At 37.8% G+C, this 12,018-nt stretch carries 12 protein-coding genes and 1 pseudogene; 1 reads left to right on the top strand and 12 read right to left on the bottom strand.

What is annotated here, in order from left to right; genetic code table 11:
• Positions 1 to 27 precede the first annotated feature (27 nt).
• From AC6FXG_RS07740 to AC6FXG_RS07795, 12 genes and pseudogenes are all read right to left on the bottom strand, one after another.
• Positions 28 to 702 carry a copper amine oxidase N-terminal domain-containing protein gene (locus AC6FXG_RS07740; RefSeq protein ID WP_500572235.1) on the bottom strand — a complete coding sequence of 225 codons (675 nt, stop codon included), beginning with the start codon at positions 700 to 702 and terminating at the stop codon, positions 28 to 30.
• A 122-nt stretch (positions 703 to 824) separates the two neighbouring features.
• Positions 825 to 1,286 carry a hypothetical protein gene (locus tag AC6FXG_RS07745; RefSeq protein WP_500572236.1) on the bottom strand — a complete coding sequence of 154 codons (462 nt, stop codon included), beginning with the start codon at positions 1,284 to 1,286 and terminating at the stop codon, positions 825 to 827.
• Between the two features lie 293 nt (positions 1,287 to 1,579).
• Entirely contained in the window at positions 1,580 to 3,046 is a 1,467-nt protein-coding gene (locus AC6FXG_RS07750; RefSeq protein ID WP_500572237.1) for a DUF1846 domain-containing protein, read from the bottom strand.
• A gap of 121 nt (positions 3,047 to 3,167) precedes the next feature.
• Complete coding sequence (locus AC6FXG_RS07755; RefSeq protein WP_500572238.1) at positions 3,168 to 3,602, bottom strand: hypothetical protein; 435 nt, start codon at positions 3,600 to 3,602, stop codon at positions 3,168 to 3,170.
• 286 nt (positions 3,603 to 3,888) lie between these two features.
• Positions 3,889 to 5,262 (bottom strand): MATE family efflux transporter, encoded by a 1,374-nt coding sequence (locus AC6FXG_RS07760; RefSeq protein WP_500572239.1) that lies wholly within the window; start codon positions 5,260 to 5,262, stop codon positions 3,889 to 3,891.
• A 162-nt stretch (positions 5,263 to 5,424) separates the two neighbouring features.
• A complete protein-coding gene (locus AC6FXG_RS07765; protein ID WP_500572240.1) occupies positions 5,425 to 6,234 on the bottom strand; it encodes a C39 family peptidase in 810 nt (269 codons plus the stop codon).
• Positions 6,235 to 6,243: 9 nt separating this feature from the next.
• Positions 6,244 to 6,576 carry a hypothetical protein gene (locus AC6FXG_RS07770; protein ID WP_500572241.1) on the bottom strand — a complete coding sequence of 111 codons (333 nt, stop codon included), beginning with the start codon at positions 6,574 to 6,576 and terminating at the stop codon, positions 6,244 to 6,246.
• Positions 6,577 to 6,983: 407 nt separating this feature from the next.
• On the bottom strand, positions 6,984 to 7,400 hold the full coding sequence (locus AC6FXG_RS07775; RefSeq protein ID WP_500572242.1) for a DUF4829 domain-containing protein: 417 nt from the start codon (positions 7,398 to 7,400) through the stop codon (positions 6,984 to 6,986).
• 69 nt (positions 7,401 to 7,469) lie between these two features.
• Positions 7,470 to 7,875: pseudogene (locus AC6FXG_RS07780) on the bottom strand (PDDEXK nuclease domain-containing protein); the annotation flags it as partial.
• A 22-nt stretch (positions 7,876 to 7,897) separates the two neighbouring features.
• Complete coding sequence (locus AC6FXG_RS07785) at positions 7,898 to 8,422, bottom strand: cysteine hydrolase family protein (RefSeq protein WP_500572243.1); 525 nt, start codon at positions 8,420 to 8,422, stop codon at positions 7,898 to 7,900.
• Between the two features lie 403 nt (positions 8,423 to 8,825).
• Positions 8,826 to 10,568, bottom strand: a complete 1,743-nt coding sequence (locus AC6FXG_RS07790) for a DUF2207 domain-containing protein (protein ID WP_500572244.1) — start codon at positions 10,566 to 10,568, stop codon at positions 8,826 to 8,828.
• A gap of 1 nt (position 10,569) precedes the next feature.
• The gene (locus AC6FXG_RS07795; protein ID WP_500572245.1) at positions 10,570 to 11,118 is read right to left on the bottom strand and encodes a LemA family protein; all 549 of its coding nucleotides are present in this window, start codon (positions 11,116 to 11,118) and stop codon (positions 10,570 to 10,572) included.
• Positions 11,119 to 11,254: 136 nt separating this feature from the next.
• Here AC6FXG_RS07795 and AC6FXG_RS07800 point away from each other — a divergent pair, with 136 nt between their 5' ends.
• A complete protein-coding gene (locus AC6FXG_RS07800; protein WP_500572246.1) occupies positions 11,255 to 12,016 on the top strand; it encodes an HAD family hydrolase in 762 nt (253 codons plus the stop codon).
• The last annotated feature ends 2 nt before the right edge of the window (positions 12,017 to 12,018 follow it).

Consider the following 12,018-nt stretch of genomic DNA (forward strand, 5'->3'; position numbering starts at 1 on the left):
GCTCATCTGTATTTAAAATATTAATAATTAATTTTTTGCCTTCCTATATCCAGCATTAATCGCTTCTTCTTCTGTATTGAAAAATACTGCATTTCTTAAAGAAACCTTGTTATAAGAAACGCCGCCCGGCACATGGTAGATCATAGAATTCCTATTGCCGATTATCCTACCATCCGCCTTTAGATAAGCTAACAAGTCACCATTGTCTGGGTTATACATGGCTGGATCTGTCTTGGCAGTGTCGGAAGTTAAATTATAAGTAGGATTTGTATTCTCATAATCTCCATCCATAATTAAAACAGTTTTTGTAGCTTGGTCCCAATCAACTTTTTTATTCAAACATTCACCAATAACCCTGATTGGCAAATAAGTTCTTTCCATATAAACCACAGGAGCTATGTCCATAGGAACTTCTAATCCGTTTTTATTGTAAGTATTGCTGCCAATAATAAACTTAATAACAGTGGCTTCATTGCTTAAAGTAATCTGTTGAAGGTCTTGATTCCAATCAACTACAAGACCCAAATTTTCAGAAACCAACCTCACAGGCACAAGCGTCCTCTCGTTTACAACAATTGGACTGGCATCCCCATAAACATTTTGCCCATTGATGTTGATATTAATATCACTTTCTGCACGTAAGTTAAATCGCAAGACAAGTGCAAATAACATCATTAAATAAATAGAAAACCTCTTCTTCATAATCCGCCTCCAATCTTTATACTACCATTTTATTACAAAGAAGTCCATTTGTAAAGATAGAAAACTATATTTAATATTTTTTGCAAACAAAAAGCCCGCCTTTAAAAACGCGAGCTGATCTATTAATCCAATTTTCTAAGTCCCTCATAGAGTTCATTAAAGGATTTTATCTTTTCCATTCTGCCAAAGGAAAACTCTTTATTTTCGCCAAACTCCAACAAGAAGCATTTTGCAAGCTCTTCAACTGTGACTTCCAGGGTCTCATAAAAAGTTTGGTAGGCGAAGTTTTGTTCTTTGGAGCCCTCTTCAAACATATTGATTATCATGGACTCGCAGACCTGGTCCAGTGGATAGAGCTTTATGTGCATGAGCTCGTGAACGATCGTCTCCTCGATGTTTTCGTCCTTAGGACTAGCCGCATTTAACATTAAAATTGCCTTTTTATCAGTTGGATCAATTTTAAAATCCCCCGTCTTCTTCCAGTCCTCATCCTCCACAAATTCCAATCTAATATCCCACTCAGGAACTATCCTGAGCTTTTTTGTATACTTATCAAAAATTTCCCTTGCCTTCAACCTATCCATATTGCCTCCCATTATAAAAACACTCTATCTATCAATTCCAAAAATCCTGCATTGCTAGTGGATATTTCATATTCATACTAGCATCCCAAAGGCAAAAGGTCAATATATTTTTCTACATAATTTGCGAGGAAATCTCGTTTTAAAATCATCTTTGTCTTTCTACATAATTTGCGAGGAAAATTTGATGAGATTTTGAGTGGACGAATTTTTTGCCGACGCAGGTGTGCTTGGTGCACATCGAGGAGGCAAATAAATTGGGGCCGCTTCAAAGGTCGCAAATTTAACGCGAAATTTTAATAGTCGGAGGTTATGTCTATAGATAGTTTTCTAAACAGTTCATAGTCGATCGTAGGCAATATCCCCGTCGAATGCCCTTTGAGGCCAGAGAGGCTCTTTAAGTTTCCAATACTTACCTTAGCGGAGGGGTTATACATTTGGCTGGTGGCCAAGGAAATTAAAACCTCTTCCAGATTGAGCTGGGTATTGGAATTTTTTTCTATATCTCTTTTCATATCAAGGATTGGATTTAAAATGGCTGGATCAATCATGTGGAGTTCGTCGGGCAGGCCTGAAATGAATTTCAGGGCATTTAAAAGTGCGGCTGCAGCTGAGTCCATGAGTTCGGATTCCTTGCCTGTGATGACTCTGCCGTCTTCGAGTTCAAGGGCGGTTATGTTTTTTACAATGCCATCTTCATTGAAGATCTTCTCCTTGCGTTCGCGAGCGGCCTTGGTGGAGACCCTTTCTTCTGCTTTGAGGTTAAGCTCGTCCATTAGCCGTCTGATATTGGCCAGCTCATCTCCATTTAACATATATTTTTTGTATTCAAATTGGGCATTCAAATACCGCCTTATGATTTCTTGCTTGGCTGCCTGCCTGCAAACTTCGTCGTCGATAATGCCGTCTTTGATGCAATTAACTCCCATATCCGTTGGCGACTTGTAAGCGTCCGCCCCCATAATCCTATCGAGCATGCGTTTTAAAATAGGGAAATTTTCTATGTCGCGATTGTAATTAATAGCGATTTCCCCATAGGCTTCCAAGTGGTATGGATCGATTTGAATAACGTCTTTTAAATCTGCGGTCGCAGCTTCATAGGCCATGTTGACCTCGTGCTTGAGCGGCAAATTCCAAACGGGAAAGGTTTCAAATTTGGCATAGCCTGCCCTGACCCCGCGGATATTTTCCAAATAGAGTTGGGAAAGACAAGTTGACATCTTTCCCGAGCCCGGTCCAGGCGCAGTTACAACTACGATTGGCCTGGTCGTTTCTATATAAGAGTGCTTGCCAAAGCCCTCGTCAGACAAAATCGTGTCAATGTCGTTGGGAAAGCCAGCTGTGTCTTCGTGCTCGTAAGTCTTGATGCCACTCGCATTTAATTTTCTGATAAAGCCGTCCACATTTTCGTGCTTGTAATAACGATTAATGACCACAGAGTTGACCATGATATGCTTTTCATTTAGAGTGTCGATCAGTTTCATGCACTCGGCCTCGTAGGTCATGCCTGTGTTGTTGTTCATCTTGTTGGTCTCGATATCGTAAGCGCGGATGGCAATTACTACCTCCAGCTTATCGCGGAGCTCTTCAAAAAGGGCAAATTTAATATCAGGATCGTAGCCAGGCAAAACGCGTGAGGCGTGCATGTCGCCCAAAAGCTTTCCGCCAAATTCAAGATAAAGCTTCTCAAACTTGCCGACCCTGTTCAAAATCTTTTTAGTCTGTTCTTTTAAATATATTTCATTAGAAAAACCAATTTTCATATTATCACCTGGGATAATTTTATCAAATTAAAGGATTTATTGCAATAAAAAATGGAGTATGTCATCTCCATTTTATGTATTAAAAGTCGATTTTGTCGTGCTAAATCCACTTCAAAATTTTTTATTTTTCTACAAGGCCTTGCTTATTTTTGTTTAAAACTAGGCCTGTAAATAAAAATATCATAAACAATCCTAGTGACAAAAATAAGTGAATAGTAGAATATTTTTTTATAATTACCGGTATTAAAATAGCTCCTATGCCTACAAATGAAGCCACAGAATTTATAAATATAGACCTTTCTAATCGACCTCTAACCAATGTCTTATCCTCCCTGCCAGATACTCCCGTAAAAATTCTATAGTCATTTCTTTTTATAGATGCTCTGAGGGATAATCTACAGATGAATTCATCTAAGATGAATGTAGCCATCACTAAAATTGGTTCTATCGACTCCCTGCCTAATTCCCCATAAACATAATATCCGCCTGCCAGCAATAGAAATACATTTACAAAAAATATATATCTCCCTATTTTTCTAATCCTGTCTAAAGTCATAAAATCCTCCTTTCAAAATAATTTATTAGGTCTTGTGCCGTAAAATTTTTACATATATAATTCTTAAAGTCTCCCAGCAAAATCAATAAAAGTATTTGAATTCCACTTATTTCTCTTTCCTTATAATGCATATACCCTTTTTTCTAGTCATATACTTGACTAATATCCAAATAAATCCTAGTTATCGTCATTTCTAATCTAGCTTTCATTACAAAAGAAATTCTCATATTTTCATCTGCAAAAAATTTTCCAATAAAAAACCTGCGTCACCAAACGCAGGATAATTTTATATTCTTAAATTGACTTCCTCTCCCCTCATTCCTGGCAGGAGGATTTTCTTTCGCCCGTACATATAATTTATAAAGAGGGCAATCGATGCAAGTGTCCAGGTAACCGGATAGGAAATATAGAGGATAAGCCTTGTGTGATACATTTGAAAGACCGTCATTAGCCATACGATTCTGAGGCCGCAAACTGCAACCAGTGTAATAATCATCGGCGTAATGGAATAGCCCATTCCACGAAGGACACCAACTTGCACGTCCATAATACCACAAAGAGCATAATAAACAGCCACAATTGACAAACGCTCTAGCCCATAAACCACAACGTTTGGATCGTTGGTGTATAGATTTAAAAGTGGAGTTCCCGCCGCATAAGCGCCAATACCCATAGCCAGACCAATAACTGTAACTACAGCAAGACAGGTCTTATAAATTTTGGAAACGCGTTCAAAATTTCTGGCTCCCATATTTTGACTGGTAAAACTCAGAGCCGTTTGATAAATCGCATTCATGCCCATGTAGACAAAACCCTCAACAGAACCAGCAGCAGTATTGCCCGCCATAACCACTGGTCCAAAAGAGTTGATGGCCCTTTGGATCATGATATTTGAAATACTAAACATGGCCCCTTGCAAACCTGCAGGCAAACCAATCTTTAACATGGCCCCAACCTTGTGCCAATTTAAATTTAATTTCTTGACATCCAGCCTCATGAGGTCGTCGCCCTTCATCAGGCTCATGATAATTAAAACCGCAGACAAGTATTGGCTGATAACAGTTGCCCAGGCAACTCCAGCCACGCTCATCTTAAAAGCGATAACAAAAATCAAATTAAAAATAACATTGACCACACCTGACAAGGTCAAAAAGTACATAGGCCTCTTGGTGTCTCCTGCCGCCCTCAAAAGCGACGCACCAAAGTTAAAGACCATAAAACCCGGCATGCCAAGGAAAAATATCCGCAAATACTCGGTCGCCAAGTCCAAAACTTCAGGCGGAGTGTCCATCCACTCCAGCAAAATCCTTGACGTAAAAACGCCAAAGACCAAAACCAAAATCCCAGAAATCAGCGACAAGCTAATGGACGTGTGCAAGGTATCCTGTGAGTTCTCATAATCTCTAGCCCCCAAATACCTGCCCATAACAACCGATGCCCCAATGGAAATACCAATAAAAATATTAAGCATCAAATTTATAATAGCCCCCGTCGAACCAACCGCCGCCAGGGCGTGGTCAGAGGCAAACTTGCCAACTACAATAATGTCCGCCGCATTAAACATCAATTGCAAAATCGACGTCAGCATAAGCGGCAGAGCAAATAATATAACAGGACCCAACAAAGGCCCCTCTAACATCTCAACTCTCTTGTTAAACATTGCATGTCCCCTCCAATATATTCCGTAATTATACCACAATTTTTTTACATATTCAATCAATTTCGTAAGTCGTAATAATTTTTTAACAAATTAAAAAGTCGAGAGTTAATTAAACCCTCGACTTAGTATATAATTATATTTTGATATTTCTATAGAAATCTTTTATTTTCTAGTAGCACCAATAATATATCTATTGTAACCATTAGAATCGACAGTATTTAATATATCCATCAATGTATCAAATGAAATAAATTGATATCCATAATATTTCCCATCCTGTTCACCATTATTATCCATAATCTTTATTCCCAAGCTTGATGTGGGAACTTGGTCATTATAATATATGATTGTAATATAATGGCCACCAGATTTTTCATAATTATAATAAGGAAGTTTTTCCATAAGAGCATGGACTACAGGAGCATGACCTCTTGATAAGCTTTCTAATATAAAATTGTGCAAGTCTTTATATGTTGGTTTTGTCATATATGTCCATTTGCTGTCAGTGTACTTATTAAAAGTATCTCTCATTCTGTAAACCATTGTACCCGAAATTTTACTAGTTTCCATCTCTTCACCTAATGTTTCTTGTTTACTAGAAGGATTGTCTCCGGCGACTTTGCCTTGATCATTTGAATAATAAAGCGATGTTAATAAACTTGCAGGACCACAATAATAGTCATTAATTTGCTTAAACATTTTAACTCTATTCTTGCCTGCTTTTAATTCTTTTGAATATTTAGAACCCGAAACCACATAATCATAATAATTATACCTATTCCTGGCAATAATTTCTATCATTTCCATTGCAGATTCTGGATTTAATTCTAAATCTTCTCTAAACTCTTTTAATTCCATATATTCATCAAGCACTTGTTTTTTAACTTTGTTAAATCCTTCTTCTGATTTAATCGCAAGAATAGGACTTGCAAAAAGTATCAGTGCAACTAGTAATGCAATTACTCTTTTCATAATATCCTCCTAACTATTTATATAAACAATTCCCTTGTATACAATTTCAAGCAAATCCACATTAGTCCTTGGATCTGGAATTTTATTTACAGTATAAATTGGTATATAGCCACTATAATATCCATCATTATAATAATACCTATTTTCATAAGTATCTGTTGCCGATCTATACACTGTAACTCTTACCTCTTTATAATTTCCTCCCGTTCCTGGCCCCACTCCTAAAAACTCTACGCCTATTTTCTCTTCATATATGAAACCATTAACATTATTTGCCATTATATTTTGTGTTAAAAATATAATGCACAAAATGCACGATATGAAGAAAGTAGTTTTTTTCATATTATCCTCCTCTTTGTTGATTCGATTTTAATTTTCTAGCGAAATAGTACGAACGCAAAATCTATTTCACATTCCTTGCGTCAAATTGCATTTTTTAATCTAAATGTAAACATGACATCTCCTTCTATAATTAGTATATCATAAAACAGATTATGCGTCAAGCCATTAAAGCGTTTCTTGAATATTTAGTTACGATTTAAATCTTAATTTCTCATAAATTTTTCCCCAATAAAAAACCAGCGAAATAATTTCGCCGGTGTGAAATGCTTAATGCATAATTAGAGATTGTAAAATAATTGTAGGGTGTCTTATTTATTATCATCCTTCCAATCCTCTTACAATAAAAAAGAAGTAGATTTTTTCTCTACTTCTCCTTATAATTTATATTTTATTTTTCCTTATATTTTTTAATAACCTTGATCTTCTATTTTCCATTCCCCATCTTTGTCTTTTCGAACTAAGGTCCAGCTGTAATTCTTGTATTCTCCCTTACTTAATACAGGATTTTTACCAGTCACATCAAATTCTGAAAATAGAACGATAATATTATTTGGATCTATATCAGTGCCCTTGCCTGCTCCATATTTCATAAAATCTTTTATTGCATCTTCAGATTTTGCTTCATCGTAGGAAACTGCTTTTAATTCTGAGCCTGGGAATGAAAAATTATCCTTTACTACTTTAATTGCAGAATCTATTTCTTCTTGGCTAAATTTACTTGAATCACCTTTGTAAATTGTAATATCTCCATCTGCTTTTCCTTTACATCCTGTTAATGAAAATAAAATCAATAAAGCAAAAAGAATTCTAAAACCAGGTTTCATAATATTTCCTCCTTTGATTATATATACCATGTCCACACAATAATTTGTCTTGCCGAGGCTTACCCTCTATTCATTGTCTACATACATAAAACCCTTACCAAGTTCAAGCAAGAATTTTTCAATACGGTCTATTAGTGCTTTTTCTAAATCACTTTCCATCATTGGCTTTTCTTCTGGTAAGCCCAAAAATTCAAATACATAAGGGTCTTTTACAAGGTCGACTGCCTTATTTATTTCATTGCCCTTTAAGGCTAGGTCTAGAACTTTTTCTTTGTTTTCTTCTCCAGATGATAAGAGCATTCTTTCAAAAAGTGAGGTTTTAATTTGCCTTTTAAGTTCTCTTACTGACCAATTTGCATTTATACTTTCTTTTTTATAGAAGCTTGGCTTTTTCCCATTGCTAATGGATAAGAGTACGCAATAATAAGACCTTAGTCAATTTTTCAGACAGTGTCTGGCAAATTTGATATGATAAAGATTGTAAATCCCCTTAATTATTAAACGCCATCAAAATACTCTTCAGTATATAAGACTTCAACTTCTCCGGACCAATTAAGAATTGAACCAATAAAGTCATTGATATCTATGCCGGGCATTTCATAAATTTCTTCATCTCCAAATGTTCCCGAAGCATCTTCAATAAAAACGGTTTCATAGCCTCTGTCAGAACATAAAATGCTGGAAAATAAACAACAATATTCCGTATTAAAGCCGCATATATATACTTTAGACACCTTATTGTCTTTTAAGACTTGGGCAAGACTGGTTTTATAAAAGGGATTACAAGACGTTTTTTCAATCACATAATCTCCCATTTCTTGAATCTCTGCCCACACTTCTGCATCTCTAGCCCCTTTAAAATAAGGGCTATCTTCATCATCCGAAAGATGCTTGGTCAAGATTACAAGGTCCTTGTTCTTTTTAAAATCCTCAATTAGACTTTTAATATTATTTAAAGTCTCTGAAAAATCCTTTTTCTTCAATATTCCCTTTTGTACATCCAATACAATTAATGCATTCATGATTGTCTCCTTGGTTTTTAAAATTAATAATAATTTGTGAGGGTCGTAAGATTCACCAAGAGGTCAATTTCTTGGCGACCATTTGCGTACGAGGCGGAAGTTGTAGAGGTTACCTTTATGGTAACCACCGCCTCGTGTGCAAGGATCGCCGCTACTGGAAATTGACCTCTTAGCGTGCACATAGCAAAACGAAAGCACGATTTGTGAGGATAAAAGCAGTATCCCAAATTTCGCCGTGAATTTGCAGTCGTTAAAACGAAGACTAGATTTGTGAGGAAATTTCGATGAGATTCGAAGTGAAAGAAATTTTTTAGGACGCAGGTGTACTCAAGTGTACATCGAGGACTAAAAAATTTTTTCACGAGAATATCGCGAAATTAACCACAAATCACCCCCGCGAAATTTATCGGCTGCCGCCTCCAGATCCTCCCCCACTAAATCCTCCCCCACCACCGAAGGATGCGCCTCCGCCAAAGCCTGAGGATGATCTTGCGCTGGAAGATCCTGAGCTAAAGCCTCTGTGGGCTGACTGTCCCATGGATTGTGAGAGATAATACATTTGATATGGGTGGATATAGAATCCATTATTATTATTTTCTTGGGCGAAAGTATAATCTGGGATGAGTTTTTCAAAGGCCTTGGAAACTTCTTCTCCCATGCCATAAATGGTGGCGATTATTAAATAATAATCCCAGAGTTCAACTTCCCTGACCCCGCGTTCGTTAATGAGGGTGAAGTCTTTGAAAAATCTTCTCATGGCGTAGGCGTTTGCACATTCCCTCTTGCCTTTTTCGGTAAAGAGGAGTTTTTTGTCTGCCTCCAAATAATCATTTGCCTTCAGATATTCAATGCCTCTATCGTATAATTTTTTTAACAATTCCGCGTAAGACGAATAGTGCTTCTTAAAATATTTTTGCAGCTCTTTGCCTTCCAAAATTGCATTTTCGCCTGCAGCTTCAACGACCGCCCTCCAGAGGGACCCTTCTTGGGGGTCCAAAATATCCGGCTCTTTTAAAATAATCAAGGATTGTTTCTTTTTATTTTCTACATCTTCATCAGGTCTCAGGGCCCCTTCCTTAATCCACTTTAAGAAGTAAGCCGAAAAAACATTTTCCTCCAGCTTTTTGGGTGGATTTTTTTGCTGGGCCATGAAAAATATGGCTGGAATATAATTATTCAAGAGTGTATCCCTGTAATAAGGCGGATTTTCAAAGTCGACTTCCTTGAGGTTTTTGACTTTTTTCCTTGAGCTGGCCTTAAAGATTCCCCGGCCAATCAAGATTAAAAATAAAACCCAAAAGCCACTAAAGGCATTTCCAATAAAACGGAAAAAGCTCGAGAGCCTGGAAGGGCTTTTATAATATCCACCATTATATTCTGGATATTCATCGCCGCCATGGTAATTAGACGAATTGTTTTCATTATCAAATGAAGAACCCACAAAGGCCCTGTCCTTTAAATCTTCAAAAGTCCCTTGTCCCTGATAAGAGGGATGAATGAGGCCTTTATCAAAAGCCATCATCAGGGTCATGGATGATCCACTGTCGTAACTTTCGTCAAGGGCGACAACTTTTCCCCCATCAAAATTAATGGTTCCCCTGTTGCCAAAGGACCATATACGGGCGTTTTCTTCAGATAATTCGACCCCGTCCACACTTAGAGTAACACTGACCTTGTCAGGTGCTGGATTCATCTGGTCGTTTACAAAACGAATTAAAAATCCATCGTAATCTTCAAAGGCTTGGACTGCATTTATATAATCAAAGCTGACTATATAAGTATAGTCGCCCATCTGGGTCTTGCCCCAGCAGAGCTCCAGGCCATCACCAGTATAATTTATCCCGTAGCGAAGGCTCTTGGAATCAAAACTTCCGTCTACATTCCAGTTGTCGTCCTCTGTCCACTCCAAGCCATCGGCACCTTGGACGCGAAAATTTGAAATGGACATGTGGTTTAGATTTTGCATTGGGATATACCACTCAGTTCCGTCGGTATTATAAACCTTCCACTCCTGTGTTACCTGAGCCGTCCCATCATCTGTAATATTAACTTTTACATTGATCTCTTCTATGGAGTTTGCCCCGATATTTATAGCAAAAAGGCAAATAAATATTGCCAGCAAACTCATCTTTAATATTTTTTTCATCTTAGATATCTAGATTTGGCATCTCCGTTTTTTCATCAGGAGTTTGGATGTAGTCTTCTGCCTTATAGCCAAGCATTCCTGCAAACAAAGATGCTGGGAAGACTTTTACAGCTTGGTTTAGCTTGGTGGTTGTGTCGTTAAAGACCATCCTTGCCATGCGAACGTTGTTTTCGTAGCCGTTGATATCGTTCATGAGATTTGAATAAAGGCTGTCGGCCTTTAGGTTTGGATATTGTTCCACAACCAGGCTAACCTGTCTCATGGCGCTTGCAAAAGCATTGTCGTTTGCTTCAACATCGGCTGCAGTCTTTGGCATAGAGCCAGACCTTTGGCCAATAACATTCATCAGTGTATCCGCTTCGTGGCCTGCATAAGATTTAACGGTCTTAGCAAGTTGAGTCAGGGCATCCCACCTGGATTGTTGTTGGACGCCAATGCTTGATAAGGCGTTTTCTCTTCTTTCTCCTAAGCCTACCAATTTTCTTTGCAGAGAAATTACATATAAAATAATTAAAACTGCAATACCTAAAATAATATATAATGCTATCATAATATACCTCCTTATTTTTCTTATACCCAATCAAAAGTTTTTTCTAAATTTTATAAGCGTAAAATAAATTTGACATTTGTCCTCTTCCTATTATAAAATTAAGGTGTATAATGTATACTGGAAATGAGGAGATTAGATGAAAGAAAGACGAGCCATATTTTTTGATATAGACGGAACCCTGGTGCCCTTTGGCGACGAACGCTGGACTGACCAAACGGTCGGCGTTTTAAAAGAGCTTATTAATCGCGGCTATGATTTATTTATTGCAACTGGCCGCCACCATTTAAACACGCCCAAGTACATCAAGGAAAGCGGTCTTTTTACTGGCTTTGTTTGCTTAAACGGGCAGATGATTTTCGTAGATGACAAGTGCGTTCACCAGGCTGCAATTTCTGACTCCGCTATCCAAGGGCTTAAGGACTTTTGCAATGCCCGTGACCTGACGGTCATGTTTGCAAGCGCTTCTTATTTTCATTTGTCAAAGCCCGACAAGGACTTCGAAGCCTATGTCGAGCAACTGACCACTTATAAATACGATCCAAATCCCGACGCACCAATCTTGCAGGCGACCATGTACATCCATCCGGATTTGGACAAGGACCTGCAAGCTGTAATTCCCGACTGCGTGATTACCCGCTGGAACGACAGGTACATCGACATAAATGCCAAGTCGTCCTCCAAGGCCGAGGGGATAAAATATTTTATGAAACACTTTAACATTGACCACAAAAACACAATCGCAGTTGGCGACGCAGGTAACGACCGGTCCATGCTAAAATTTGCAGGCACAGGAATCGCCATGGGCAACGCCGACTTTGAAACCCAAGCCTGCGCAGATATAGTTATAGGCGCCGATGTTGACGGCGGAATAAAAGATTTATTAGAAATTTTAAAATAGAA

The organism is Ezakiella massiliensis (assembly GCF_059862345.1).

Excerpts from the sequence above, each read along its gene's own strand:
- AC6FXG_RS07760 (WP_500572239.1), bottom strand. The coding sequence starts at position 5,262 with ATGTTTAACAAGAGAGTTGAGATGTTAGAGGGGCCTTTGTTGGGTCCT.
- AC6FXG_RS07800 (WP_500572246.1), top strand. The coding sequence starts at position 11,255 with ATGAAAGAAAGACGAGCCATATTTTTTGATATAGACGGAACCCTGGTG.
- AC6FXG_RS07770 (WP_500572241.1), bottom strand. The coding sequence starts at position 6,576 with ATGAAAAAAACTACTTTCTTCATATCGTGCATTTTGTGCATTATATTT.
- AC6FXG_RS07750 (WP_500572237.1), bottom strand. The coding sequence starts at position 3,046 with ATGAAAATTGGTTTTTCTAATGAAATATATTTAAAAGAACAGACTAAA.
- AC6FXG_RS07755 (WP_500572238.1), bottom strand. The coding sequence starts at position 3,602 with ATGACTTTAGACAGGATTAGAAAAATAGGGAGATATATATTTTTTGTA.
- AC6FXG_RS07785 (WP_500572243.1), bottom strand. The coding sequence starts at position 8,422 with ATGAATGCATTAATTGTATTGGATGTACAAAAGGGAATATTGAAGAAA.
- AC6FXG_RS07775 (WP_500572242.1), bottom strand. The coding sequence starts at position 7,400 with ATGAAACCTGGTTTTAGAATTCTTTTTGCTTTATTGATTTTATTTTCA.
- AC6FXG_RS07790 (WP_500572244.1), bottom strand. The coding sequence starts at position 10,568 with ATGAAAAAAATATTAAAGATGAGTTTGCTGGCAATATTTATTTGCCTT.
- AC6FXG_RS07740 (WP_500572235.1), bottom strand. The coding sequence starts at position 702 with ATGAAGAAGAGGTTTTCTATTTATTTAATGATGTTATTTGCACTTGTC.
- AC6FXG_RS07765 (WP_500572240.1), bottom strand. The coding sequence starts at position 6,234 with ATGAAAAGAGTAATTGCATTACTAGTTGCACTGATACTTTTTGCAAGT.
- AC6FXG_RS07745 (WP_500572236.1), bottom strand. The coding sequence starts at position 1,286 with ATGGATAGGTTGAAGGCAAGGGAAATTTTTGATAAGTATACAAAAAAG.
- AC6FXG_RS07795 (WP_500572245.1), bottom strand. The coding sequence starts at position 11,118 with ATGATAGCATTATATATTATTTTAGGTATTGCAGTTTTAATTATTTTA.